Source organism: Ancylobacter sonchi, from assembly GCF_018390695.1.
Lineage (GTDB): Bacteria > Pseudomonadota > Alphaproteobacteria > Rhizobiales > Xanthobacteraceae > Ancylobacter > Ancylobacter sonchi.
In genome coordinates this window covers 14245-38830 of record NZ_JAHBGF010000012.1, presented here as the reverse complement: position 1 = coordinate 38830, position 24586 = coordinate 14245, and the positions used below count along the sequence as shown (strand labels likewise).

Here is a 24586-nt window from a genome sequence, read left to right as displayed (position 1 = left end):
AGCCTGCGGCAGCGGCCGCGCGAGATTACCGACAGGCCTGCGGCATCGGCCGCGGGAAAGGGATGAAGGCCAGATGGTCCAGCTCACGCTTCCGAAGAACTCGCAGCTCGTTCCCGGCACGGTGTGGCCGAAGCCGGAGGGCACCAACCGGCTGACCGAGTACCGCATCTATCGCTGGAACCCGGATGACGGCAAGAATCCGCATGTCGACACCTATTATGTCGACCGCGACGATTGCGGGCCGATGGTTCTCGACGGCCTCATCTACATCAAGAACAAGATCGACCCGACGCTGACCTTCCGCCGCTCCTGCCGCGAAGGCATCTGCGGCTCCTGCGCGATGAATATCGACGGCACCAACACGCTGGCCTGCCTGAAGAGCATGGACGACGTGACGGCGAAGTCGGTCAACATCTACCCGCTGCCGCACATGCCGGTGGTGAAGGACTTGGTGCCGGACCTCACCCAGTTCTACGCCCAGCACGCCTCGGTGGAGCCGTGGCTGCACACCAAGACCCCGGCGCCGGAGAAGGAATGGCCGCAGGGCCGCCAGGATCGCGAGAAGCTCGACGGGCTCTATGAGTGCATCCTGTGCGCCTGCTGCTCGACCTCCTGCCCGAGCTACTGGTGGAACGGCGACCGCTATCTCGGCCCGGCGGCGCTGCTGCAGGCCTATCGCTGGCTGATCGACAGTCGCGACGAGGCGACCGGCGAGCGGCTCGACGACCTCGAGGATCCGTTCCGGCTCTATCGCTGCCACACCATCATGAACTGCGCCAAGGCCTGCCCGAAGGGGCTGAACCCGGCCAAGGCGATCGCCGAGATCAAGAAGATGATGGTGGCCCGCCAGTTCTGACGGCGGCCTTCCTTCTCTTTTGAAACCTCGATATGGCCGGGCTCGTCCCGGCCATATGCGTTTGGGGGTCGGCCACTCATAGATCTCTCGCCTGCTGCCTCGCGGATGGCGTAGACAGGAGCGATGCCCCGCCCCGATCCCCGCCCCGTCTTCCGCTTCGCGCCGAGCCCGAATGGCCTGCTGCATCTCGGCCATGCGCGTTCGGCGCTGCTGAATGCCGAGATGGCGCGCGCGACGGGCGGGCGGCTGCTGCTGCGCATCGAGGATATCGACGCCACGCGCTGCCGGCCGGACTACGAGGCGGCGATCTACGAGGATCTCGCCTGGCTCGGGCTCGACTGGGAGCGGCCGGTGCGCCGGCAGTCCGAGCATATGGACGCCTACCGCGCCGCGCTGGCGCGGCTGGAGGCGATGGGCCTCATCTATGCCAGCTTCGAGAGCCGCGCCGACATTCGCCGCGCGGTCGCTGCCCGGCCGGGCTGGCCGAGCGACCCGGACGGAGCGCCGCTGTTTCCGTTTTCCCGCGCGGTGATGGACGAGGCGGAGCGAGGCGAGCGGCAGGCGGCGGGAGAGCCTTATGCGCTGCGGCTCGATATGGCGCGGGCAGTGGCGCTGGCGGGAGGCGGTCTCATCTGGCGCGAGGAGGGCGAGGCGGCGCCGGTGCCGGCCGACCCGGCGGCGTGGGGCGACGTCGTCATCGCCCGCAAGGAGACGCCGACCAGCTATCACCTCTCGGTGGTGGTCGACGACGCCATACAGGACGTCACCCATGTGGTGCGCGGCGCCGACCTGAGGGCGGCGACCTCGGTGCATCGCCTGCTGCAACGACTGTTGGAATTGTCCGAGCCGCTCTACCGCCACCATTCGCTGGTGCTCGATGGCGAGGGGCGCAAGCTCTCCAAGTCGATTGGCTCGGAAAGCCTGCGCGAGCTGCGCGCGCGCGGGATGAGCGCCGCCGAGGCGCGGCGGATGGCGCTCGGCTAAGATTCGGCGTGTCCCGCTGCGTCAAGCCGATGTCATCGGCGGCGGCTATGCCTTCGCCGTCACCCGCCGGGGAAGGGAAACCGTCCATGCTGCGTCCGATGTCGATCCGCCTGCCACTTGCCGCACTCGCGCTCTCGCTTTTTGTCGCGCCGCTGGCGGCGCAGGAAGTTAGCCGGCTCGCCGAAGTCGGCCCGCGCCCGTTCCATCTCGTCGACACGATGAAGGACGGCCCGCTGAAGGATCAGCTGGCGCAGTGCAAGGGGCCGTTCACCACCAAGAATTTCTCGATCTCGCATCGCGGCGCGCCGCTGCAGTTCCCCGAGCATACCCGCGAGGGCTATCTCGCCGCCGCACAGATGGGCGCCGGCGTCATCGAATGCGACGTCGCCTTCACCAAGGACCGCCAGCTGGTGTGCCGCCACGCCCAGTGCGACCTGCACACCACCACGGACATCCTCGCGCGGCCCGAGCTCGCCTCGAAGTGCTCGCAGGGCTTCCAGCCGGCCGACCCGGCGACCGGCCGCAAGGCAAGCGCCAAATGCTGCACCAGCGACCTGACGCTCGCCGAGTTCAAGTCGCTGAAGCCGAAGATGGACGCCGGCAACCCCGCCGCCACCACGGTGGCCGACTACATGAATTCCACGCCGCGCTGGCGCACCGACCTCTATGTCGACCGCGCGACGCTGATGTCGCACAAGGAATATGTCGAGCTGGTCAAGGCGCTCGGCCTGAAGTTCACCCCGGAGCTGAAGGCGCCGGAAGTGACGATGCCGTTCGAGGGCAGCTACACCCAGGCGAACTACGCCCAGCAGCTGATCGACGAGTACAAGGCGGCCGGCGTCGATCCGAAGGACGTCTATGCCCAGTCCTTCCAGCTCGACGACGTGCTGTACTGGCTGAAGAACGCCCCGGAATTCGGCGCGCAGGCGGTGTATCTCGACGGCCGTGACGAGACCGACACCGGCTTCGACAACATGAAGGCGGAGAGCTGGAAGCCCTCCATGCAGGAACTCGCCGACAAGGGGGTGAAGATCCTCGCCCCGCCGCTGTGGATGCTGGTGACGGCCAAGGACGGCAAGATCGTGCCTTCGCTCTACGCCGAGGAGGCCAAGAAGGCCGGGCTCGGGCTGATCTCCTGGTCGCTGGAGCGCTCCGGCCCGCTGAAGGATGGCGGCGGCTACTATTACCAGTCGATCAAGTCGGTGACCGACCGCGACGGCGACACGCTCGCCCTGCTCGACGTGCTCGCCCGCGACATCGGCGTGATCGGCGTGTTCTCCGACTGGCCGGCGACCACCACCTTCTATGCCAACTGCATGAAGCTGAACTGATCCGCAGCTGAACTGATCCGCAGCTGAACTGATTTCGCCGATCACCGCCCCCGCCGCACGGCGTCCGATCCGCCGGCGGCGGCCCTAAGGCCGGTTTCGAGGCGCTGGCCGACCGCTAGCCGACGCCGAGGATGAGGAACCACACCGAGACGGTGAACAGGCTGAGCGCGGTCGATAGCGACACCGCGCTCGCCGAGGCGGTGACGCCGACGCGGTAGCGCTGCGCCAGCAGATAGGCGTTGATGCCCGAGGGCATCGCCGCGAACACCACCGCGACATCGGCCCAGACCTTCGGCATGGGCAGCACCTGCACCAGCCCGAACACCAGCGCCGGATGCACGACGAGCTTCAGCGTGGTCATCACCACCGCCGGGGCGATGTCGCCGCGGATCGGGTAGCGGTGCAAGGCGAGGCCGAGCGAGACCAGCGCGCAGGGCGAGGCGGACGCGGCCAGCATGTCGATGGTCTGCTTCAGGAGGCCGCCCGGCGCGTAGCCGATCACCTTGGCGATGCCGCCGGCATAGATGCCGAGCAGGATCGGGTTGAAGGCCAGCTGGCGGCCAAGCTTCTTCAGTCCGGCGAGCGAGAGGCCGGAGGCGGCCCCTTCGGTGAGCACGGTCGCCACTACCATCATCACAGGCAGGTGGATGGCGATGAGCAGGAACAGCGGCACCGCGCCTTCCGGCCCGAAGGCGGTGAGGATGAGCGGCACGCCGACGAAGACCGTGTTGGCCTGGCCGGAGGTGAAGCCCTGGATCACCGCCTCGGTATGATCGCGGCCAAACAGTTTTCGCGCCGCGAGCATGCCGAGGGCGAACACCGTGAAGGCGCCGGTGAAATAGGCGATCCAGTAGCCCCAGGGCTGGCCCTCGGCCGGCAATTGCGCCTCGGCCAGCGTCTTGAAGATCAGCACCGGCACGGCCAGCCCGAACACATATTCGGACAGGCCCTCCGCCGCCTTCTCGCGCAGGAGGCCGCCCCGGCTGGCGACATAGCCGAGGCCGATCAGACCGAACACCGGCGCCACGAGGAAGGCGATGCCGCCCAGCTGGGCGCCGAGCTGTGCAAGCATGGATGCCTCAGGCCGCCGCTTCCGAGGAAGCGGGCGAGGAGGCGGGGGCGACGGCGGTGGAGACGAGGTGCGAGGAGCGCACCGGTACCATCACGTCGATGCGCGACCACAGCCGCTCGGCGACCTCGACCGGCGCGGTAAAGGCGATCTCCGCCCGCATCGCGCCGAGATTGGCCATGTCGATGACGCCGTCGACCGGGCCGTCCAGGCGCACCCGGGTGGGCTGCACGTCGTGCACGGCGAAGGGCTCGAGCAGGCGGAGCATGAGATTGGGATGGGCATCGGCCTCGACCACGAGGCGATGACGGAGAAGGGCGTAGGACATGGGAGCGAATCCGCGAATGACGAGAAAGGAGCTGGCGAGCGTCGGAACTCCCGGCCGATTGTATCGGCCCTCAGAGTTCAGGTGCCCCGGCCGATGAAATCGGCAGACAGGGTCAGGTATCCCGGCCGATAAAATCGGCCGGGCGACGAATTCGCCGTCCCGCGCGGATGCGCTCTCTCGTCACCAGGGTCGTCATGGTGGTGAAGCTAGGCGCCCGCCCTGCGCGCGTCAATATGACAAAGGTGGGGCGGGGGGCTGCGCGGGGTGCAGAGGCCGTGCGAATCAGGGAGCCGGGGCCGGGGAGAGCAGCTGGTAGCCGACGGGATCGTCCGGGCAGAGGCCGGCGCCGCATTCCAGCACGGTGGAGACGCCGTTGCCGAGCGTGAGCGCGGCCATCAGCACCAAGGCGGCGAGGGGGAGGGCACCGAGCGGGCCGTTCCCCGGTTCGGGCGCCTCGAACTGCCGGTCGAACAGCAGCAGCACGGCGCAGCCGGCGATGATGGCGACATAGAGCACCAGCGCCCAGGAATAGAAGTGCAGGCCGAGCAGCGCCTCGCCATAGGAGCCGGTGCCGGGCACGATGTGCAGCAGCACCTGCCGCACCGAGACGAGGGCGCCGGCCATCGCCGAGAGGATGGCGACGGCATAGTGGCTCGGCCGCGCGCCGAATCGCAGGTTCAGCGCGAGGCCGAGGCCGACGCCGCAGAAACCGACCCGCTGCAGGATGCAGAGCGGGCAGGGCAGTTCATGGCCGACGATCTGGTCGAAGAAGGCGACGAGCAGCACCAGCGCCACGGCGAGGAGGCCGAGCGCGTTGAGCAGTCGCGAGCGGGCGGGCGAAAGCAGGGCAGGGGCGGGGCTCATGGGCGGGGTTCCCTCGGCGCCTACAATGCGATGTTCAGAGCGTCGGTGGCGTGCAGGCGGAACAGCAGCGCCAGCAGCGTCATCGACAGCGCCCAGACCAGCATGGCCGCACCCCGGCGCCCGGCAAGGATGAGCGCCAAGCCGGCGAACAGGCCGAAAAACGGCAGGCTCATCATCGGCGGAGCGTCCTTGCGGCGCGGGAACGGGATGGCGGCGGGACCGGACGGGAACCGCGCATTCTGAACAGGAAATACCGCCCTTGTCACGACGCGCCGCGGCGGAATCCGCCCGGCCGCAGGACACCAGTCAGAGCGGCCGGTGAGGGGAAGCAGGCTGGGGAAGTTGGTCAAAGGCGGCCGGCCGACGAAAATCGATCAGAGGAAGCCGGTCAGAGGAAGCTCTGCGGGTCGATGTCGATCTCCACCTTCACATTGCCGCGCGGGCGCGGCGCCTTCGCCATCCAGTCGCGCAGATAGGCCGAGAGGTCGAAGGCGCGGGGCGAGCGCGCCAGCAGCCGCAGCCGGTGACGCCCGCGCAGCAGCGCGATCGGCGCTTCCGCCGGGCCGAGGATGCGCACGCCCTCGACGAGGGGTGCCGAGGCGGCGAGTGCCTGGGCGTGGCGCTGTGCCTCGTGCTGCTCGTTCGCCGAGACGACGAGGCCGCAGAAGCGGGCGAAGGGCGGCAGGTGCGCTTCCTCGCGCACCGCGATCTCGCGGTCGTAGAAGGCGGCGCGGTCGCCGGCGATCAGCGCCTGCATCACCGGGTGCTCCGGCATGAAGGTCTGCAGGAAGGCGCGGCCTTCGAGCTTGTGGCGGCCGGCGCGGCCGGCGACCTGGTGCAGCAGCTGGAAGGTGCGCTCGGCGGCGCGCGGATCGCCATGCCCCAGCCCGACATCGGCGTCGACCACGCCGACCAAAGCGAGGCCGGGGAAATTGTGCCCCTTCGCCACCAGCTGGGTGCCGACGACGACGTCGACCTCGCCGTCCTCGATCGCCTTCAGCTCGGCGCGCAGCCGCTCGACGCCGCCGGCGAGGTCGGAGGACAGCACCTGCACGCGCGCCGCCGGCATCAGCGCCTGGATTTCCTCATGCAGCCGCTCGACGCCCGGCCCGCAGGGGATGAGGGTGTTGGGCTCGTGGCAGGAAGGGCAGGCCTCCGGCACCGGGGTGGCATAGCCGCATTGATGGCATTCGAGCCGGCGGCGGAAGCGGTGCTCGACCAGCCAGGAGGAGCAGGACGGGCAGCGTATGCGGTGGCCGCAGGTGCGGCACAAGGTGAGCGGGGCATAGCCGCGCCGGTTGAGGAACAGCAGCGCCTGCCCGCCTGCCTCCACGGTACGGGTGATGTCCTCGACGAGGCGCGGGGCGATCCAGCGCCCCTTGGGCGGCCCCTCGCGGCGCATGTCGATGGGCTCCAGCCGGGGCACCTTGGTGCCGGCGAAGCGCTCGGGCAGCGCGAGGCGCAGATAGCGGCCGCGCCGCGCGTTCACTTCGGTCTCGATGGAGGGCGTCGCCGAGGCCAGCACCACCGGCGCGCCGGCGAGGCGGGCGCGCACCACCGCCATGTCGCGGGCGTGGTAATGAACGCCGTCCTCCTGCTTGTAGGCGGCGTCGTGCTCCTCGTCGACGATGACGAGGCCGAGATCGCGGTAGGGCAGGAACAGCGCCGAGCGAGCGCCGGCCACCACCGCGACCTCGCCGGAGGCGACGCCGGCAAACACCCGGCCGCGGCGCTTGCTGCCGACCGCCGAATGCCACTGCGCCGGGACGACGCCGAAGCGCTTGGCGAACCGGTCGAGAAAGGCCTGGGTGAGAGCGATTTCCGGCATCAGGATCAGCACCTGCCGGCCGTCGCGGATCGCCTGCGCCACGCCTTCGAAATAAGTCTCGGTCTTGCCCGATCCGGTGACGCCGTCGAGCAGGTGGACGCGAAACTCATGTGCCGCCACCGCCTCGCGCAGCACATCCGCCGCCGCCTTCTGGCCGGGCAGAAGCTCGGGCACCGCGTGGTCGGGGTCCGGCGGCTCGGCGGCAGGCTCGGGCGGCAGGGTGACGGTCTCCAGCACCCCCTCGTCGATCAGCCCGTCCACCACCGAGGGCGACACGCCGGCCTCGCGGGCGGCCTCGCTCTTCGGTCGCAGGAAGCCGTCGGCCAGCGCCTCGATGACCTTCTCGCGCGCGCCGGTGCGGCGCTCCGGGCGTTTATCGGTGAGGCGCACGCCGACCCGCTCGCGCTGCGGGCCGGCGGCCTCGTCATGGCGCAAGGCGAGGCGCAGCACCATGCCGGGCGGCGAGACGGTGTATTCCGCCATCCAGTCGATGAAGGCGATCATCTGTGCCGACAGCGGTGGGGCGGCATATTTGCGGATCACCGGCTTCAGCTTGCCCGGATCGACCGGTTTTTGCGGCGCGGCGGGATCGCGCGGCCAGACGCAGCCGAGAATATTGCGGGTGCCGAGCGGCACCACCACCACGTCGCCGGGGGCGAGCTCCATGCCCTCCGGCACGCGATAGGAATAGGCGGCGCCGATGGCCACCGGCAGCAGCACATCGACGGTCTCGGGCGCGGCCGCCTCGGCGAAGGGGAGAATCGGAGCTTTCATTAAGCTCAGATATGGCAGGATGAGCGCGGAACAGAAGGGGAAACGCGCAGATGGCGATGAGCGACGTCCAGAAGGCGGAGCGGGCGGAGATCGCGCTCCTCGCCGGCGCCACGCCGGACGTGGCGGCGGCATTGAAGGCCTGGCTGGCGCGGCTCGGCCATGAGCGGCGGCTCTCGGCCAAGACGCGCGAGGCCTATGCGCGCGACATGACCGGCTTCCTGCAGCATCTGGCACGGCATCTCGGCGCGACGCCCGACCTCGCCGCCTTCTCCGAGCTCGCCCCGCGCGATGTGCGGGCGGTGATCGCCGCCAAGCGGGCGGAAGGCATCGAGCCGCGCACCCAGATGCGCTTCCTCGCCGCCGCCCGCTCCTTCGGCCGGCATCTCGAACGCGAGGGGCTGGGCAAGGTGGGGGCGCTGACCGCGGTACGGGCGCCGAGTATCCCGCGTACCCTGCCGCGGCCGGTCTCGGTGGCCGATGCGAAGAAGCTCGCCGATCCGGATATCCGTGCCGGCGAGGCGCGCGAGGGCTGGGTGCTGATGCGCGACGCGGCGGTGCTCGCGCTGCTCTACGGCTCCGGCCTGCGCATCTCCGAGGCGCTGGGGCTGAAGCGGCGCGATATGCCGGCGCCGGGGACCGGCGACCACATCACCGTGACCGGCAAGGGCGGCAAGACCCGCATGGTGCCGGTGCTGCCGCATGTGCTGAAGGCCATCGACGCCTATGCGGCGGCCTGTCCGTTCGCGCTGGAACTCGGCGGGCCGCTGTTCGTCGGCGAGAAGGGTGGGCCGCTGTCGCCGCGCATCGTACAGCGGGTGGTGGAGCAGTTGCGCGGGGCGCTCGGCCTGCCGGACAGCGCGACGCCGCACGCGCTGCGCCATTCCTTCGCGACGCATCTTCTGGCGCGCGGCGGCGATCTGCGCTCGATCCAGGAACTGCTCGGCCACGCCTCGCTGTCCACCACGCAGATCTACGCCGCCGTCGACGCCTCGGCGCTGATGGCGAGCTGGCGGGCGGCGCATCCCCGGGCGCGGCTTGCCGACAGCAAGGAAGGCTAGAACAATCCCGGTGAGTTCCAGTTCAGCGGGATTACTATAAGCCTTTGTAACAACGCTTCTTCTTCACGCGTACCGGTCCCCGCTTCGCTCGAAAATGACCTGGCGGGCAAGGAGGGTTCGACATGACGCTGACGGTGCAGCCGATCCTGCCGATGATCGACCACATGTCGGTCGGGGTGAGCGACCTCGCCCGCTCGGTGGCGTTCTACGACGCGGTGCTGGCGCCGCTCGGCTATGTGCGGGTGCGCCACTACGATGCCTCGCAGGACCCGAATGGCGGCGCCGCCTGCTGGGGCCGGCCAGGGGAGGCGCCCTCGCCCGTCGGGCTGCCGGGGGCGGCGGCGTTCTGGATCCAGCGCCGCGCCGGTGTCGTGACGGCGCAGCCGGGCTGCCATTTCTGCTTCCTGGCGCCGGATCGCGACGCGGTGCGCGCCTTTCACGCCGCCGGGCTGACCCATGGCGGCGCCGATTTCGGCGCGCCGGGGCTGCGCGCGCATTATGGCGAAGGGTACTACGCCGCCTTCCTCACCGACCCCGATGGCTGGCGGATCGAAGCGGTGACCTACACGGCTGCGTGAGACCGGGCGGATTTGCCTGACTTTCGGTCACATGGCACCGGCGGCGCGCTTTTCATCACCTTCCGCATCGGTAAGACTGGGGCGTCCACACCAGAGGAGACCTGACATGAAGAAGATCGTGACGGCCCTGTGTGCGCTTTCCCTCACCGTGGCCGCCTCCGGGGTTGCGCTTGCCGACTGCTCGCCGGGCCATGCCTCGGCGCCGAAGCCGACCCAGACGCAGGGTACCTGAGACAACGATACCTGACCTCGGTAGCTGAGCTCGGGCACCTGAACTCGGGCACCTGGCCTGCGACGGTCCCCGCCAAAACGGAACGGCCCGGAGAGATGCTCTCCGGGCCGTTCTCGTTTCAGATGCGAGGCAGATCCTCACATGCCGTCCGCGCCGAGGCGCGGTCTCACATGTGGATGGCGCGCTTCTCCACCGCCATCGCCGCTTCCTTCACCGCCTCGGAGCGGGTGGGGTGGGCATGGCAGGTGCGGGCGAGATCCTCGGACGAACCGCCGAACTCCATCAGCACCGCGCATTCGTGGATCATCTCGCCGGCCTCGACACCGATGATGTGGGCGCCCAGCACCTTGTCGGTGGCGGCGTCGGCGAGGATCTTCACGAAGCCCTCGGTCTGGTCGTTGGCCTTGGCGCGGCCATTGGCGAGGAAGGGGAACTTGCCGACCTTGTAGTCGATGCCGGCCGCCTTCAGCTCCTCCTCGGTCTTGCCGACCGCGGCGACTTCCGGGGTGGTGTAGACCACGCCCGGAATGACGTCGTAATTCACATGCCCGGCCTGGCCGGCCAGCAGCTCGGCGATGGCGACGCCCTCGTCCTCCGCCTTGTGGGCCAGCATCGGGCCGGCAATGGCGTCGCCGATGGCGAAGATACCGGGCACGCTGGTGCGGAAATAATGGTCGGTGACCACGCGGCCGCGCTTGTCCTTCTCGACGCCGAGCGCCTCGAGGCCGAGGCCCTCGGTGTAGGCGACGCGGCCGATGGCGACCAGCACCACATCGGCTTCCAGGCTCTGCGCCTCGCCGCCGGCGGCCGGCTCGATGGAGACCTTCAGCGTCGCGCCGGAGGTGTCGACGCCGGTGACCTTGGCGCCGAGCTTGAAGCCGACGCCCTGCTTCTCAAGGATGCGCTGGAACGACTTGGCGACCTCGCCATCCATGCCGGGCAGGATGCGGTCGAGGAACTCGACCACGGTCACCTCGGCGCCGAGGCGGCGCCACACCGAGCCAAGCTCCAGCCCGATGACGCCGGCGCCGACCACGATCAGCTTGCCGGGCACCTTGTCGAGCGCGATGGCGCCGGTGGAGGAGACGATGCGCTGCTCGTCGATCTCGATGCCCGGCAGCTTGGCGACGTCCGAACCGGTGGCGATGACGATCGCCTTCGATTCCAGCGTCTGCTGGCCGCCATCGGCGAGGGCGACGTCGACCTTGCCGGGCGCCGGGATGCTGGCGGTGCCGTGATAGGTGTCGATCTTGTTCTTCTTCATCAGGAAGGCGACACCCTTGGTGTTGCCATCCACCGCCTTGTCCTTGAAGCCGAGCAGCGCCGGCAGGTCGAGCTTCGGCTTGTCGACCACGATGCCCATATTGGCGAAGGAGTGGCCGGCTTCCTCGAACAGCTCGGAGGCGTGCAGCAGCGCCTTGGAGGGGATGCAGCCGACATTCAGGCAGGTGCCGCCGAAGGTGGCGCGCTTCTCCACCACCGCGACCTTGAGGCCGAGCTGCGAGGCGCGGATGGCGCAGACATAGCCGCCCGGGCCGGTGCCGATGACGATCAGGTCGTAGGACATGGAGGTTTCCTTGAATGCCGAAAGTGATCAGCCGGCGCGTTGGGCGGCGAGACGCAGGCCGAGCAGCACGAAGGTCGCCCCGGTCACCCGGTTGAACCAGCGGCCGCACGCCGAAAAGCGCGCCCGCACGGCGGGATTGGTGAAGAACAGCGTGACGCCGACGAACCAGGCGATCAGCGCGCCCGCCATGCCGATACCATAGAGGAATGTGATCGCCGCCGGGATCTCGTGGCTGACCATCGCCGAGAACAGCGACAGGAAGAACAGCACCGGCTTCGGGTTCAGCGCGTTGGTGAGGAAGCCCATGCCGAAGCATTTCGGCAGCGAGACGCGGCGGGCCGCCTTCGCCTCACCGGCGAGCGCCACCTCGTCGAGATTGAACGGCTTCTCGAAGAAGGAGCGGATGCCGAGATAGACGAGATAGGCGACGCCGCACCATTTGATCAGCGCGAACAGCGCCAGCGACTGCGAGACGATGAGCCCGATGCCGAGAATGGTGTAGCTGATGTGGAAGAGCAGGGAGGCGCCGATGCCGAAGCTGGTGACCAGCGCCGCGCGACGGCCATGCACCACGCTCTGGCGCACGACGAGGGCGAAATCCGCCCCCGGCGCCACGATCACCACCGCGAACACGGCCATGATGGCCGCGAATTCGCCGAGATAGCTCAACGCCCCCTCCGCCCCGATTGGTTGCCGCCTCAGTTGGTTGCGATCACAGGTCCAGCACGAGGCGGGTCGGATCTTCCAGCGCTTCCTTGACGCGGACCAGGAAGGTCACCGCGCCCTTGCCGTCGACGATGCGGTGATCGTAGCTGAGCGCGAGATACATCATCGGGCGGATGACCACCTGGCCCTTGATCGCCACCGGGCGCTCCTCGATGCGGTGCATGCCGAGAATGCCCGACTGCGGCGCGTTGAGGATCGGGGTGGACATCAGCGAGCCGTAGATGCCGCCATTGGTGATGGTGAAGGTGCCGCCCTGCATGTCGTCGATGCCGAGCTTGCCGTCGCGGGCCTTGCGGCCATAGCCGGAGATCGCCTTCTCGATGCCGGCGATCGACAGCTCGTCGGCGTCGCGCACCACCGGCACGACGAGGCCCTTATCGGTGCCGACCGCGATGCCGATATTGTAGTAGTTCTTGTAGATCAGGTCCTGGCCGTCGATCTCGGCATTCACCTCCGGCACGTCCTTCAGCGCCTGGATGACCGCCTTGGTGAAGAAGCCCATGAAGCCGAGCTTCACGCCGTGCTTCTTCTCGAACACGTCCTTGTACTGCGCGCGCAGGCTCATCACCGCCGACATGTCGACGTCGTTGAAGGTGGTGAGCATCGCGGCGGTGCTCTGCGCGTCCTTCAGCCGCTTGGCGATGGTCTGGCGCAGCTTGGTCATCTTCACGCGCTCCTCGCGGACCGCGTCGACCGGCGCCGAGGGCGCGCGCACGACGACGGGAGCGGGAGCCGGAGCGGCGGCGGGCGGGGTGGCGATGGCCGCCAGCATGTCGCCCTTGGTCACGCGGCCATCCTTGCCGGAGCCGGCGAGCATGGCCGGGTTGATGCCGCTTTCGGTGGCGAGCTTGGCGACCGCCGGGCCGTTGGAGCCGGCGGCAGCGGCGGCCGGGGCCGCGGCGGGAGCCGGAGCAGCCGGAGCCGCCTTGGGCGCCTCGGCCTTGGCCGGGGCGGGAGCGGCAGCGGTGGGCGCGGCGGCCGCGCCCGAACCGGCGCCGATGGAGCCGAGCAGCGCGCCGACGCCGACGGTCTCGCCGTCCTTGGCGATGATCTCGGAGAGCACGCCGGCGGCGGGAGCCGGCACCTCGATCGTGACCTTGTCGGTCTCAAGCTCGACGATCGGCTCGTCGGCGGCGACGGCATCGCCAGCCTTCTTGAACCACTTGCCGATGGTCGCTTCGGTGACCGATTCGCCCAGCGTCGGAACGCGGATCTCGGTGGCCATGCTCGTTTTCCCTTACCTACCCTTAAGCCGACCGCGGGGCCGGCACTCCCTTCGGTTCGTCCGTGTCAGTCCAGCGCGCGATCAGTCCAAGGCATCCTGCAGGAAGGCCTTCAGCTGGGCGAGATGCTTGGACATCAGGCCGGTGGCGGTGGCCGCCGAGGCCGGCCGGCCGGCATAGCGCGGCCGCGACGAGGCCGAGCCGGTCTGTTCCAGCACCCATTCCAGATAAGGCTGCACGAAGGCCCAGGCGCCCTGGTTCTTCGGCTCTTCCTGACACCAGACGATCTCCGCGCCCTTGAAGCGCGACAGCTCCTGCACCAGCGTCTTGAGCGGGAACGGGAAGAGCTGCTCGACGCGCATCAGGTAGATGTCGTCGATGCCGCGCCGCTCGCGCTCCTCGAACAGGTCGTAATAGACCTTGCCCGAGCACAGCACGACGCGGCGGATCTTGTCGTCGCTCTTCAGCGTGATCGATTCCGGACCCTTCACCACGTGCTCGCTCTGGGCATCGTCCCACAGCACGCGGTGGAAGGTGGTGCCGGCGCCGAACTGGGCGAGCGAGGAGACGGCGCGCTTGTGGCGCAGCAGGCTCTTCGGCGTCATCAGGATCAGCGGCTTGCGGAAGTCGCGCTTCAGCTGCCGGCGCAGCGCGTGGAAATAGTTGGCCGGCGTCGTCAGGTTGGCGACCTGCATGTTGTCCTCGGCGCACATCTGCAGATAGCGCTCGAGACGGGCGGAGGAGTGCTCAGGACCCTGGCCCTCATAGCCGTGCGGCAGCAGGCAGACGAGGCCGGACATGCGCAGCCACTTGCGCTCGCCGGAGGAAAGGAACTGGTCGAACACCACCTGCGCGCCATTGGCGAAGTCGCCGAACTGCGCTTCCCACAGGGTGAGCGCGTTGGGCTCGGACAGCGAATAGCCGTACTCGAAGCCGAGCACCGCTTCTTCCGAGAGCATCGAGTTGATGACCTCGTAGCGGGCCTGGCCGTCCTTCAGGTGGTTGAACGGGGTATAGCGGTCCTCGTTCTCCTGGTCGATCAGCACCGAATGGCGCTGCGAGAAGGTGCCGCGCTCGCAATCCTGGCCGGACAGGCGCACCGGGTGGCCGTCGAGCTGCAGGGTGGTGAAGGCGAGGGCCTCGGCGGTCGACCAGTCGATGCCGGCGCCGTCCTCGACGATGGCCTTGCGGCGGGAATCGAGGAAACGCTGGATGGTGCGATGAAGGTGGAAACCCTCCGGCACCGTGGTGATCTTCGCGCCGATGTCCTTCAGCTCGTCGATGGCGACGCCGGTGTTGCCACGGCGCGGATCATCGGCGTCGGCGGCGGCCTTGAGGCCGGCCCAGCGGCCGTCGAGCCAGTCGGCCTTGTTCGGCTTGTAGGCCTGGCCGGCGTCGTATTCGGCGTCGAGCCGCGAGCGCCAGTCGGCCTTCATGCGGTCGAACTCGGCGGTGTCGACAACGCCCTCGGCCGCGAGCTTCTTCGAGTAGATCTCCAGCGTGCTCGGGTGCTGCTTGATCGCCTTGTACATCAGCGGCTGGGTGAAGGCGGGCTCGTCGCCTTCATTGTGGCCGAAGCGGCGGTAGCAGAACATGTCGATGACCACCGGCTTGCGGAAGCGCTGGCGGAACTCGATGGCGATCTTGGCGGCGAAGGTCACCGCTTCGGGGTCGTCGCCGTTCACGTGGAAGATCGGCGCCTCGATGGTCTTCGCCACATCCGACGGATAGGGCGAGGAGCGCGAGAAACGCGGATAGGTGGTGAAGCCGATCTGGTTGTTGATGATGAAGTGGATCGAGCCGCCGGTGCGGTGACCCTTCAGGCCGGACAGGCCGAAGCATTCGGCCACCACGCCCTGGCCGGCGAAGGCGGCGTCGCCGTGCAGCAGCAGCGGCAGCACCTGGGTGCGCTCGGTGTCGCCGAGCGCGTCCTGCTTGGCGCGGCACTTGCCGAGCACCACCGGGTCGACGATCTCGAGATGCGACGGGTTGGCGGTGAGCGACAGATGCACCTTGTTGCCGTCGAACTCGCGGTCCGAGGAGGCGCCGAGGTGGTACTTCACGTCGCCGGAGCCCTCGACCTCGTCGGGGGCCCAGGAGCCGCCCTTGAACTCGTGGAACAGCGCGCGGTGCGGCTTGCCCATCACCTGGGTCAGCGTGTTGAGGCGGCCGCGATGCGCCATGCCGAACACGATCTCGGTGACGCCGAGCTGGCCGCCACGCTTGATGATCTGCTCGAGCGCCGGGATCAGGCTCTCGCCGCCGTCAAGGCCGAAGCGCTTGGTGCCGGTGTAGCGCACGTCGAGGAACTTCTCGAAGCCCTCGGCCTCGACCAGCTTGTTGAGGATCGCCTTCTTGCCCTCGCGGGTGAAGGTGATCTCCTTGTCGACGCCCTCGATGCGCTCCTGGATCCACGCCTTCTCCTCGGGCGAGGAGATGTGCATGAACTCGACGCCGAGCGTCTGGCAGTAGGTGCGCTGGAGGATCGCCACCATCTGGCGGACGGTGGCGAATTCGAGGCCCAGCACGTGGTCGATGAAGATCGGCCGGTCGAGGTCGGCCTCGGTGGTGAAGCCGTAGGAGGCGGGGTCGAGCTCGGGAGCGGGATGCTCCGGCTCCAGACCCAGCGGGTCGAGCTTGGCGTGGAGATGGCCGCGCATGCGATAGGCGCGGATCATCATCAGCGCCTTGACCGAGTCGCGGGTGGCCTGCTGGACCTCGGCGGAGGAGAGCTCGACGCCGGCGACCTTGGCCTTCTCGACGGCCTTGGCCTCGACCTTCTTCGAGACGACCTTCTCGACTTCGATCCAGTTGCCATCGAGGGCGGAGACCAGCTCGCCATTGGCGTGCAGCGGCCAGTTGTCCCGCTTCCACGAGGCGCCGCGGGCGCTCTTCTCGACGTCGGCGGGTGAATCCTTCAGCGCCGCGAAGAAAGCCTGCCACTCGGGGTCGACCGAGGCGGGATCGGCTTCGTAGCTGGCGTAGAGCTGCTCGATCCAGGCCGCATTGGCGCCGTAGAGGAAGGAGGTGTTCAGGAAAGCTTCGTTCGAGTCCGCGCGCGACATTGTCGGCTCCTGAGGGACCGTCGTGGTCCGGTGGAGACGCTTTCTCACCCGTCGACCCCGCCGCCCGGTGGCAGAGGGCCCGCCCGATGCCCCGCTGGCGGGGACGAAAGCTGTGGTCTTCAGTCTATATAGGCTCGTCTTGACGTCATGAATGCCGCGAGATTGCGGCGCGGGCCTGCAAAAAACGCTGATCTCGCCCGATCTTGACCCAGCGCGACCGGCTCTGCGCACTCACATCGGCGGCCCGTTCGGGGCACAAGCAAGATAGGTACCGCGCTCCCCGGCGGCCAGACGGCGCCGGGGAGCGGATGTCGTTCACGCCGCGAGGCCGGGCGCGATCTTCTGGCACTCGGCGACCAGTTCCTTCACCGAGGCGACCGACTTGTCGAGCATGGCCTGCTCGCCAGCGTCGAGCGAGATCTCGACGACCTTCTCCACGCCGTTGGCGCCGATGATCACCGGCACGCCGAGATAGAGGTCGCTGAGCCCGTACTCGCCGGACAGGAAGGCGGCCGCCGGCAGCAGGCGCCGCTTGTCGCGCAGGTAGGAGGCGGCCATCTCGATGGCCGAGGCGGCCGGGGCGTAGAAGGCCGAGCCGGTCTTGAGCAGGTTGACGATCTCGCCGCCGCCCTTGCGGGTGCGCTCGACGATGGCGTCGACCTTTTCCTGGGTGGTCCAGCCCATCTTGACGAGGTCCGGCAGCGGGATGCCGGCGACGCCGGAATACCGCACCAGCGGCACCATGTCGTCGCCGTGGCCGCCGAGCACGAAGGCGGTGACGTCCTCGACCGAGACCTTGAACTCGTCGGCGAGGAAATAGCGGAAGCGCGCCGAATCAAGCACGCCGGCCATGCCGACCACCTTATTGGTGGGCAGGCCGGAGGCCTTCTGCAGCGCCCACACCATGGCGTCGAGCGGGTTGGTGATGCAGATCACGAAGGCGTCCGGGGCGTATTCCTTGATGCCCGCGCCGACCTGCTGCATGACCTTCAGATTGATGTCGAGAAGGTCTGAGCGGCTCATGCCGGGCTTGCGGGGCACGCCGGCGGTGACGATGATCACATCGGCGCCCGCGATCGCCTCGTAGCTGTTGGTGCCGGCATAGTTGGCATCGAAGCCGAGCACCGGGCTCGCTTCCGCGATATCGAGGCTCTTGCCCTGCGGAACACCTTCGACGACATCGAAGAGGACGATGTCCCCGAGCTCCTTGAGACCCGTGAGGAGGGCGAGCGTGCCCCCGATCTGACCGGCCCCGATCAGTGCAATCTTTGCTCGAGCCATGAGATTTCCTGACGATCCGTGGGAAAAGGCGGCGAAGTGCCGCGCCGGTTTCCGATAACGCTTCTAGCCGGAGGGTTCAAGCGAGGATGGCCGATAGTGTAAACATTGGCGTCTACGACTTTACGACGATGATCCTGGCATATGGCATGCCGAATACCTGCCCTCTGTTTTCCGCATAACTATCGCGTGATCGCGCGACGATCATCGCCCGCGGACAAGATGCGATGACGGATCGATGACGAACCGGTGACGCCCGGGCAGGGGGCAGGCAGAGACTTCGGCGACGATACGGAAGGGGCGGGGAAGAGGCCGCCGGGCGGCTCAGCGCCGGCGCTGGAGGACCTCTTCCATCAGCTCGATCTGGATCGACTGGATCTCGGCGAGGCGCTCCCACTGCCGGGTCAGCATGTGGTCGATCTTCTCATGCAGGTGACGGATCTCCAACTCGGCCTTGAGGTTCACCCGGTAGTCGTTCTCCGAGCGCTTGCGGTCCTTCGCCTCCTGCCGCTTCTGGCTCATCATGATGATCGGCGCCTGCAGGGCGGCGATGCAGGACAGCACGAGATTGAGCAGGATGAACGGGAAGGGGTCGAACGCCCCGGCCGCGAGCAGCACGGTGTTGACGATCATCCACACCACGAGGAGGCCGCAGAAGCCGATGATGAAGGTCCAGCTGCCGCCGAAGCTGGCGATGAGGTCGGCGGAGCGCTCGCCGAGCGTGCGGTTCTCGTCCAGCTCTTCCTCGACGTTCTCGGCGAGGGTTTCGTGGCGGGCGAGGCTCTCGATGACGTCGCGCTCGATCTGCGAGAGGTCGCCGCGCTCGGCCTGCAGCGTCTCGGCGATCATGCTGGACCGCTCGGCGGCAAGCGCCTCGCGGGAGATGAAGGCGTCGTCCGGTATGCCGGGATGGGCGGCGCGGATATGCGCCGCCAGCGCCGGGCGCAGCGTGTCCAGCCGCTCGCCGTCATGGTCGGTGACGATCTGGCCGGTAAGCGCGCAGTGATGCCGGATGCGGTGGCGTTCGCTGTCGGCGGGGGGATTCTGGTGCGTCATGCCTGGGTTCCTGCGTTCCGCTGTCCCGTCTGCCGCCCCGCCGTCCGCCGTCCCGCCGATCAGGTCTCGACGAGGCCGGTGGTGTCGCCGCTGGCCTGGGAATCGCCGCGCCCGTGCGGACGGGCGAGGTAGTCGGCCGAGCGCATCTCGTGCAGGCGCGAGACGGTGCGCGCCCATTCGAAGGCCTCGGCTCCCTGGGTGCCGCGATAGAGCTCCTCCGGCTCCGCCGCCGCCGAGGCGACCAGCTTGACGCCCTTGTCGTAGAGCTCGTCGATCAGGGTGATGAAGCGCTTGGCCTCGTTGCGGCGGTCCTGGTCCATCACCGGCACATGTTCGATGACCAGCGTGTGATAGGCGCGGGCGAGGCGCAGATAGTCGGAGGCGCCGAGCGGCTGCTCGCACAGATCGGCGAAGGAAAAGCGCGCCGCGCCGCCGCCGGCCTTCGGCACGCGCAGCGTGCGGCCGCCGGACACCACGGTGGCCGGGGCGCCGCCATCGGCGCCGGCGATGCGGTGCCAGATCTTCTCGACCTCGCGGTCGACCTCCGCCTGGGTGCCGTGCTCGCCGGCCACGTACCAGATGCGGGCGCCACCGAGTTTCTCCATGCGGTAATCGGTCGGAGAATCGATGCGCACCACGTCCATATGCGCCTCGATCAGCTTGATGAAGGGCAGGAACAGCGCGCGGTTGAGGCCGCCCTCGTAGAGATTCTCCGGGGCGACGTTGGAGGTGGCGACGATGACCACGCCGACGTCGAACAGCTTCTCGAACAGCCGGCCGAGGATCATCGCGTCGGCGATGTCGGTGACGTGGAATTCGTCGAAGCACAACAGCCACGCCTCCTCCGCCAGCGCCTTGGCGACGATGGCGATGGGGTCGGCATCCTTGAGCTTGCCGGACTTCATGTCGTTGCGGACCTGGAAGATGCGCGCATGCACATCAGCCATGAACTCATGGAAATGCACGCGGCGCTTGCGCTTCCGCACGGCGACGCATTCGTAGAACAGGTCGACCAGCATGGTCTTGCCGCGGCCGACCGAGCCGTGGATGTACAGGCCGCGCGGCGGGGGCTGCTGCACGTCGCGCTTGGCGAACAGCCAGCCCAGCGCCGAGGATTTGCGGGCGAGGCGCCGGGTGGCGATGCGCTGCTCCAGCGCTGCCAGGGCCGAGACCACCTTGGCCTGGCCGGCGTCGGGGGCGATGTCGCCGGCGGCCATGCGGGCGACGTAGCGCGCCGCGAGCACCGATCCGCCCGCTTCTGCCGCAAACTCCATCTCGCCGATCTCCAGAAATTTGTGCCGCGCACAACTAGCGAGCCGAAGGCGCCGCAGCAAGCAGGCGGGATGCCGCTTTGAACGAAGGTTCGGGGGCTTTCGTGCGCAGCTGCAATATCGGTGGTGAACGATGGGGAAGGGGAGGGCCAATCTGCAAAACGCCGGCAATGGCGGCCGGCTGCGTAACGCTACCGACTTGACCGGCGCGGGGCATGGTCACACAGTCCGCGAGGTTTTCGCAGGCAAGCAAGGCGGATGGTGCGACGACACCTCAGGCTCGCGCCCGCCGCATGCGAGCCATGCAGGGCTGCCGGTTGTGTCATGTTGCAGTGCGAATATGTATGTCGCGCCGCAATGTAGCGGTGGATGCGATGCCCGGAACACCGATGATCGATCAGCTCGAGCCCCGGAACACGGCCAGCGAGGCGCCGCCCTCGCGGGTTGACGCCGTCGCCGAAGGCGTGATCCGCAAGATCGTGCCCGCCGAGCGGCAGGAGTTCCTTGACCACCTGCTTCGCCTCGATCCGCTGAGCCGCTTCATGCGCTTCGGCGGCGTGGTGTCGGACGCCGCGCTCGCCCGTCATGCCGCCCGTGCGGTCGAGGGCGACAAGCTGCTGGTCGGCTATTTCCACGAGGGCGAACTGCGCGCCGTCGCCGAGCTGCATCCGCTGCCCAAGAAGCCCGGCAAGCCGGTCGCCGCCGAGGCGGCCTTCAGCGTCGAGCGCGACTGGCAGGGCAAGGGCATCGGCTCGGCGCTGATGCGCCAGCTGGTGCTGCTGGCGCAGAACCGCGGCATCGAGGACCTCGAAGTGGTGTTCCTGCCGCAGAACGGCCGGATGAAGAGCATCGCGCTGCGCCACGAGGCGGATTTCTCGCTCGACGAGACCGAGATGGTCGGCCACCTGCGTACGCCGCCGGCGACGCCGATGTCCTGGCTGCGCGAGATGATCGGCGACGTCTTCGCGGTGTTCTCCGCCGCGTTCGAATTGCAGGACCGCATGCTGCCGCGCCCGCATCGCGGCCACTGACGCCGCGGCGCGCCGGGCGCGCCCGCAGGCCGGTATCCGCTGGGTCGTCTTGATGCGATGCCTTGACTTGGCCGTGATCGGGCGAGAGACAGGGCCATCCTCATCGAATGCGCCCGGTTCATGGTCATCTCCCATCGCCTTGCTCCTGATGCCGCGATAGGCATTTTCCTGCGTGCCACGCTGGCGACGCTGCTGCTCGTCCTCGCTCTGGCCGGCGGCGCCTTCGCCCAGGCGACGCTCGACAACAAGACCGTGCATGACCGCCTGGAAGGGCAGCGGGCGGTGGTCGACAGCGTGGAGGCCGGGCTCGGGCGCGACGGCTTGCGCTCGCAGGATCTCGACGAATTGCGCGGGCGGCTCGACCCGGTGCGCGCCGATCTGACGGCGGCGATCGCGGTGCTCGAGCCGCTGCTGAGCGACCTCAACCATCGCATCCAGGAGCTGGGGCCGAAGCCGGCGGCCGACGCGCCGCCGGAAAACGCCTCCGTCACCGCCCAGCGCGACGATCTCACCGCGCAGGCCGCCGAGGTGGAAGGGCTGGCCAAACAGGTGCGGCTGCTTAACACCCGCGGCGATCAGCTGTCCGACCGCATCACCAGCCGCCGCCGCGCCCTGTTCACCGACCAGCTGCTGGCGCGCTCCTATTCCGTCCTCAATCCCGAATTGTGGCTGGCCTCGCTGAGCGCCATGGCGATGGAGGGGCGTGGCATCCGCTACCTTCTGAGCGACTGGCAGGCCTATGCGGCGAGCCGCATGCCGCTGTGGGGGCAGCTGCTGCTGGCGCTCGGCGTCGTCGGCATCGGCGTGCTGGCGGTGATGCTGCGCCGCCTGCTGGGCCGGCCGCTGCGCCGGCTGAACCGCGAGCGCGGCGAGGAGCCGCTGTCGCGCCTCAAGGCCTGCGTCGCCTCGATCGTGACCGCCCTCGTCGGCATCGTGCCGGCCATTCTCGCCACCTTCGCGGCGATTGCCCTGCTCGACGCCTTCGACGTGCTGCCGGCGCGGGTGAGCGAGGTGATGCAGGGCGTGATACTGGCGGTGATCGTGGTGGCCGCCGGGCGCGGCATGCTGCTCGCCGCGCTGGCGCCCGACGAATCCTGGCGGCGGGTGGTGCCGGTGAGCGACCAGATCGCGACCCTGCTCTACCGGCATATCGTCGGCGGCGTCTGGCTGCTCGGCCTGGTGGCCTTCCTCGGCAATCTGCACCGGGCGCTGGTGACGCCGGTGGCGCTCACCGTCAGCAACAATGCGCTGCTGGCGCTCGGCCTCGCGGTCATCGCCATCTCGACGGTACGGGCGCTGGCCGCCGACGATCCGGACGATGCGGCCGGCGACACGCCGGCGGCGGGGGAGCAACCGGAAAGCGTGCTCGCCGCAGCCTCCGCCACCGCGCTGCAATGGGCGCGTTTCCCGTTCTGGGTGCTGAACTTCGCCGTCCTCGGCGCGCTGCTCGCTGGCTATGTCAGCCTCGCCAGCTTCCTCGCCTCGCGCTCGCTGGTCGCCGTGGTGTTCGGGTTGTTCGTCTATGTGGTGGTGGCGCTGATCAACGCCTTCTTCATCGAAGGCATCGCCCAGGGCCACAAGGCCAAGATGGCGGCGCGCACGCTCGGTGTGCGCCCGGCGAGCCTCGAACTGATCGCCGTGCTGGTGGCGGGCGTGCTCAAGGTGGTGGTGGTGGTGTTCGCCATCATCATCGTGGTCGGCACCTGGGGGACCTCCACCGCCGATCTGCGCGACGTGGTCAGCCGCATCACCTTCGGCTTCACCATCGGCACCTCGACGGTGACGATCGGCGACATCCTCTACGCCGTGCTGTTCCTGATCGTCGGCATCCTGATCGCCCGTGCCATCCAGCGCTGGGTCTCGGTGTCGATCCTGCCGCGTACCGCCTTCGACCCCGGCCTGCAGAACTCCATCGCCACCATCATCGGCTATGTGATCTCGCTGGCGGTGATCGCCATGGCGATGGGGCAGATCGGCCTCAACCTGCAGAACATCGCGCTGGTCGCCGGTGCGCTTTCGGTCGGTATCGGTTTCGGCCTGCAATCGATCGTGTCGAACTTCGTCTCGGGACTGATCCTGCTGGCCGAGCGGCCGATCCGCGTCGGCGACACCATTTCGGTGAAGGGCGAGGAGGGCTATGTGCGCCGCATCTCGGTGCGCGCCACCGAGATCGAGACCTTCGACCGCGCCGCGGTGCTGATCCCCAATTCCGATCTCATCACCGGCCTCGTGAAGAACTACACCCACGCCAACACCACCGGGCGCATCATCCTGCAGATCAACGTCGCCTATGACGCCGACGCCGAGGAGGTGCGCGACCTGTTGATCGGCTGTGCCTGCGACCATCCCCAGGTGCTGCGCTCGCCGCCGCCGCGGGTGTTCCTCGTCAAGTTCGGCGATAGCTACCTGCAATTCGAGCTGCGCTGCGTGGTCGCCAATGTCGATTACGCGCTGACCGTGAAGAGCGACCTGCATTTCGCCGTGCTCGACCGCATGAAGCAGGCGCGCATCGGCATACCGTTCACGCCCTGGAGCATCTATCGCGGCGGATCGCTGGAAGCGCCCGATCCCACCGCCGGCGAGGACGGCTAGGGCGCCGCACGGCCGGGCGGCACGCCCGGCTGGAAAGAAAGATATTCGTTTTCAATCATTTGGCGTGGGCGTTCTTTCGCAAAGGTCTTTCAACCTTTGCGGCACATGCTCCGGCCCGCCTATTCGTGCCTCGCTTGCCGATTCGCGCTTTTCTCCTCCTGCCCCCGAGAGGCTTCCATGCCCGGTTTCCCCATTTCGCGCCGTGCGATCCCGCGTCTGGCGGCTGGCGCGCTGCTGCTGCCGCTGTTCCTCGCGGGCTGCGCCACGCCGCCGCCGGTGGCTACCGACCCGACCTTCTATGCCGACCTGTCCAAGGGCGGGCAGCTCGACCCGGAGGCGGCCGCCTCGCTGGTGAGCGACTATCGGCGCGGACGAGGACTGTCGGCGGTCGCCATCGACCCGGTGCTGATGCGGGTGGCGGAGCAGCAGGCCAGGGCGATGGCAGCCGCGGACGAGCTGTCGCATTCCGTCGGAGGGCGCGGTTTCGTGCAGCGGCTGAAATCGGCGGGCTGGACCGGGCTGACGGCCGTGGAGAATGTCGGCGCCGGCTATCACACGCTCGCCGAGGCGTTTTCCGGCTGGCGGGATTCGCCCTCGCACAACAAGAACATGCTGGCGCCGGGCATGACCAAGATGGGCATAGCCGCCATCGCGGTGCCGAGGAGCCGCTACCGCGTCTACTGGGCGATGGTGCTCGGCAAGCCGGATCCGAAGGTGGAGGCCGCCGCGCAGGCCGCCGCAGCGCCCGCGGCGAGCGCCCAGCCCGCCAACGCCCAGCCGGCCATGGGCACCACCACCGTCACCTTCGGCGGTGTCACGCTGCCGGGGCAATAGGCGGCCAGTGGGCGGCGCCTGGGACCCTTTCCAATCAGGTG

Annotated in this window: 21 protein-coding genes; 9 read left to right on the top strand and 12 right to left on the bottom strand. The window is 68.5% G+C overall.

Going from position 1 to position 24586, the window contains the following annotated elements; genetic code table 11:
• Window positions 1–73: 73 nt before the first annotated feature.
• From KHC28_RS05425 to KHC28_RS05415, 3 genes are all read left to right on the top strand, one after another.
• Window positions 74–856 (top strand): succinate dehydrogenase iron-sulfur subunit, encoded by a 783-nt coding sequence (locus KHC28_RS05425; RefSeq protein ID WP_214007324.1) that lies wholly within the window; start codon window positions 74–76, stop codon window positions 854–856.
• Window positions 857–979: 123 nt separating this feature from the next.
• The gene (gene gluQRS, locus KHC28_RS05420; RefSeq protein ID WP_214007323.1) at window positions 980–1840 is read left to right on the top strand and encodes a tRNA glutamyl-Q(34) synthetase GluQRS; all 861 of its coding nucleotides are present in this window, start codon (window positions 980–982) and stop codon (window positions 1838–1840) included.
• 86 nt (window positions 1841–1926) lie between these two features.
• Window positions 1927–3171: a glycerophosphodiester phosphodiesterase family protein gene (locus tag KHC28_RS05415; RefSeq protein ID WP_214007322.1), complete on the top strand. Its 1245-nt coding sequence runs from the start codon at window positions 1927–1929 to the stop codon at window positions 3169–3171.
• 115 nt (window positions 3172–3286) lie between these two features.
• On the opposite strand, the gene KHC28_RS05410 is transcribed toward KHC28_RS05415, so the two are convergent.
• The 5 genes from KHC28_RS05410 to KHC28_RS05390 form a co-directional block, all read right to left on the bottom strand.
• On the bottom strand, window positions 3287–4243 hold the full coding sequence (locus KHC28_RS05410; RefSeq protein WP_214007321.1) for an AEC family transporter: 957 nt from the start codon (window positions 4241–4243) through the stop codon (window positions 3287–3289).
• A 7-nt stretch (window positions 4244–4250) separates the two neighbouring features.
• Window positions 4251–4568 (bottom strand): hypothetical protein, encoded by a 318-nt coding sequence (locus KHC28_RS05405; RefSeq protein WP_214007320.1) that lies wholly within the window; start codon window positions 4566–4568, stop codon window positions 4251–4253.
• Between the two features lie 282 nt (window positions 4569–4850).
• Window positions 4851–5432: a disulfide bond formation protein B gene (locus KHC28_RS05400; RefSeq protein ID WP_214007319.1), complete on the bottom strand. Its 582-nt coding sequence runs from the start codon at window positions 5430–5432 to the stop codon at window positions 4851–4853.
• A gap of 20 nt (window positions 5433–5452) precedes the next feature.
• Window positions 5453–5605, bottom strand: a complete 153-nt coding sequence (locus KHC28_RS05395; RefSeq protein ID WP_214007469.1) for a DUF5993 family protein — start codon at window positions 5603–5605, stop codon at window positions 5453–5455.
• A 215-nt stretch (window positions 5606–5820) separates the two neighbouring features.
• Window positions 5821–8034 carry a primosomal protein N' gene (locus KHC28_RS05390; protein WP_214007318.1) on the bottom strand — a complete coding sequence of 738 codons (2214 nt, stop codon included), beginning with the start codon at window positions 8032–8034 and terminating at the stop codon, window positions 5821–5823.
• A 50-nt stretch (window positions 8035–8084) separates the two neighbouring features.
• On the opposite strand from KHC28_RS05390, the gene KHC28_RS05385 reads away from it, so the two are divergent.
• From KHC28_RS05385 to KHC28_RS27660, 3 genes are all read left to right on the top strand, one after another.
• Window positions 8085–9092, top strand: a complete 1008-nt coding sequence (locus tag KHC28_RS05385; RefSeq protein ID WP_214007317.1) for a tyrosine recombinase XerC — start codon at window positions 8085–8087, stop codon at window positions 9090–9092.
• A 152-nt stretch (window positions 9093–9244) separates the two neighbouring features.
• Window positions 9245–9670: a VOC family protein gene (locus KHC28_RS05380; protein WP_214007455.1), complete on the top strand. Its 426-nt coding sequence runs from the start codon at window positions 9245–9247 to the stop codon at window positions 9668–9670.
• 106 nt (window positions 9671–9776) lie between these two features.
• Window positions 9777–9902: a hypothetical protein gene (locus KHC28_RS27660; protein ID WP_255608041.1), complete on the top strand. Its 126-nt coding sequence runs from the start codon at window positions 9777–9779 to the stop codon at window positions 9900–9902.
• A 166-nt stretch (window positions 9903–10068) separates the two neighbouring features.
• Here KHC28_RS27660 and lpdA read toward each other — a convergent pair whose 3' ends face one another.
• The 7 genes from lpdA to zapE form a co-directional block, all read right to left on the bottom strand.
• Window positions 10069–11469 (bottom strand): dihydrolipoyl dehydrogenase, encoded by a 1401-nt coding sequence (gene lpdA / locus KHC28_RS05375; RefSeq protein WP_214007316.1) that lies wholly within the window; start codon window positions 11467–11469, stop codon window positions 10069–10071.
• 27 nt (window positions 11470–11496) lie between these two features.
• Window positions 11497–12138 (bottom strand): LysE family transporter, encoded by a 642-nt coding sequence (locus KHC28_RS05370; protein ID WP_376772607.1) that lies wholly within the window; start codon window positions 12136–12138, stop codon window positions 11497–11499.
• Window positions 12139–12181: 43 nt separating this feature from the next.
• Complete coding sequence (odhB, locus tag KHC28_RS05365) at window positions 12182–13420, bottom strand: 2-oxoglutarate dehydrogenase complex dihydrolipoyllysine-residue succinyltransferase (protein WP_214007315.1); 1239 nt, start codon at window positions 13418–13420, stop codon at window positions 12182–12184.
• An 81-nt stretch (window positions 13421–13501) separates the two neighbouring features.
• A complete protein-coding gene (locus KHC28_RS05360) occupies window positions 13502–16483 on the bottom strand; it encodes a 2-oxoglutarate dehydrogenase E1 component (protein ID WP_214007314.1) in 2982 nt (993 codons plus the stop codon).
• 315 nt (window positions 16484–16798) lie between these two features.
• A complete protein-coding gene (gene mdh, locus KHC28_RS05355; protein ID WP_214007313.1) occupies window positions 16799–17764 on the bottom strand; it encodes a malate dehydrogenase in 966 nt (321 codons plus the stop codon).
• Between the two features lie 321 nt (window positions 17765–18085).
• Window positions 18086–18817 (bottom strand): DUF1003 domain-containing protein, encoded by a 732-nt coding sequence (locus KHC28_RS05350; protein WP_214007312.1) that lies wholly within the window; start codon window positions 18815–18817, stop codon window positions 18086–18088.
• A 59-nt stretch (window positions 18818–18876) separates the two neighbouring features.
• A complete protein-coding gene (zapE, locus tag KHC28_RS05345) occupies window positions 18877–20091 on the bottom strand; it encodes a cell division protein ZapE (protein ID WP_214007311.1) in 1215 nt (404 codons plus the stop codon).
• 386 nt (window positions 20092–20477) lie between these two features.
• Here zapE and KHC28_RS05340 point away from each other — a divergent pair, with 386 nt between their 5' ends.
• The 3 genes from KHC28_RS05340 to KHC28_RS05330 all read left to right on the top strand — a co-directional run bounded on the left by KHC28_RS05340 (window position 20478) and on the right by KHC28_RS05330 (window position 24545).
• Complete coding sequence (locus tag KHC28_RS05340) at window positions 20478–21119, top strand: GNAT family N-acetyltransferase (RefSeq protein ID WP_214007310.1); 642 nt, start codon at window positions 20478–20480, stop codon at window positions 21117–21119.
• Window positions 21120–21239: 120 nt separating this feature from the next.
• Window positions 21240–23711, top strand: coding sequence for a DUF3772 domain-containing protein (locus KHC28_RS05335; RefSeq protein WP_214007309.1), 2472 nt, complete (start codon window positions 21240–21242; stop codon window positions 23709–23711).
• A gap of 177 nt (window positions 23712–23888) precedes the next feature.
• Complete coding sequence (locus KHC28_RS05330; protein WP_214007308.1) at window positions 23889–24545, top strand: CAP domain-containing protein; 657 nt, start codon at window positions 23889–23891, stop codon at window positions 24543–24545.
• Window positions 24546–24586 lie beyond the last annotated feature (41 nt).

Bases quoted from the DNA above. Each gene is read 5' to 3' on its own strand.
- KHC28_RS05390 (WP_214007318.1), bottom strand. From the start codon at position 8,034: ATGAAAGCTCCGATTCTCCCCTTCGCCGAGGCGGCCGCGCCCGAGACC.
- KHC28_RS05410 (WP_214007321.1), bottom strand. From the start codon at position 4,243: ATGCTTGCACAGCTCGGCGCCCAGCTGGGCGGCATCGCCTTCCTCGTG.
- KHC28_RS05415 (WP_214007322.1), top strand. From the start codon at position 1,927: ATGCTGCGTCCGATGTCGATCCGCCTGCCACTTGCCGCACTCGCGCTC.
- KHC28_RS05350 (WP_214007312.1), bottom strand. From the start codon at position 18,817: ATGACGCACCAGAATCCCCCCGCCGACAGCGAACGCCACCGCATCCGG.
- gluQRS (WP_214007323.1), top strand. From the start codon at position 980: ATGCCCCGCCCCGATCCCCGCCCCGTCTTCCGCTTCGCGCCGAGCCCG.
- mdh (WP_214007313.1), bottom strand. From the start codon at position 17,764: ATGGCTCGAGCAAAGATTGCACTGATCGGGGCCGGTCAGATCGGGGGC.
- KHC28_RS27660 (WP_255608041.1), top strand. From the start codon at position 9,777: ATGAAGAAGATCGTGACGGCCCTGTGTGCGCTTTCCCTCACCGTGGCC.
- KHC28_RS05360 (WP_214007314.1), bottom strand. From the start codon at position 16,483: ATGTCGCGCGCGGACTCGAACGAAGCTTTCCTGAACACCTCCTTCCTC.
- lpdA (WP_214007316.1), bottom strand. From the start codon at position 11,469: ATGTCCTACGACCTGATCGTCATCGGCACCGGCCCGGGCGGCTATGTC.
- KHC28_RS05425 (WP_214007324.1), top strand. From the start codon at position 74: ATGGTCCAGCTCACGCTTCCGAAGAACTCGCAGCTCGTTCCCGGCACG.
- odhB (WP_214007315.1), bottom strand. From the start codon at position 13,420: ATGGCCACCGAGATCCGCGTTCCGACGCTGGGCGAATCGGTCACCGAA.
- KHC28_RS05330 (WP_214007308.1), top strand. From the start codon at position 23,889: ATGCCCGGTTTCCCCATTTCGCGCCGTGCGATCCCGCGTCTGGCGGCT.
- KHC28_RS05395 (WP_214007469.1), bottom strand. From the start codon at position 5,605: ATGAGCCTGCCGTTTTTCGGCCTGTTCGCCGGCTTGGCGCTCATCCTT.
- KHC28_RS05400 (WP_214007319.1), bottom strand. From the start codon at position 5,432: ATGAGCCCCGCCCCTGCCCTGCTTTCGCCCGCCCGCTCGCGACTGCTC.
- zapE (WP_214007311.1), bottom strand. From the start codon at position 20,091: ATGGAGTTTGCGGCAGAAGCGGGCGGATCGGTGCTCGCGGCGCGCTAC.
- KHC28_RS05405 (WP_214007320.1), bottom strand. From the start codon at position 4,568: ATGTCCTACGCCCTTCTCCGTCATCGCCTCGTGGTCGAGGCCGATGCC.
- KHC28_RS05380 (WP_214007455.1), top strand. From the start codon at position 9,245: ATGATCGACCACATGTCGGTCGGGGTGAGCGACCTCGCCCGCTCGGTG.
- KHC28_RS05335 (WP_214007309.1), top strand. From the start codon at position 21,240: ATGGTCATCTCCCATCGCCTTGCTCCTGATGCCGCGATAGGCATTTTC.
- KHC28_RS05340 (WP_214007310.1), top strand. From the start codon at position 20,478: ATGATCGATCAGCTCGAGCCCCGGAACACGGCCAGCGAGGCGCCGCCC.
- KHC28_RS05385 (WP_214007317.1), top strand. From the start codon at position 8,085: ATGGCGATGAGCGACGTCCAGAAGGCGGAGCGGGCGGAGATCGCGCTC.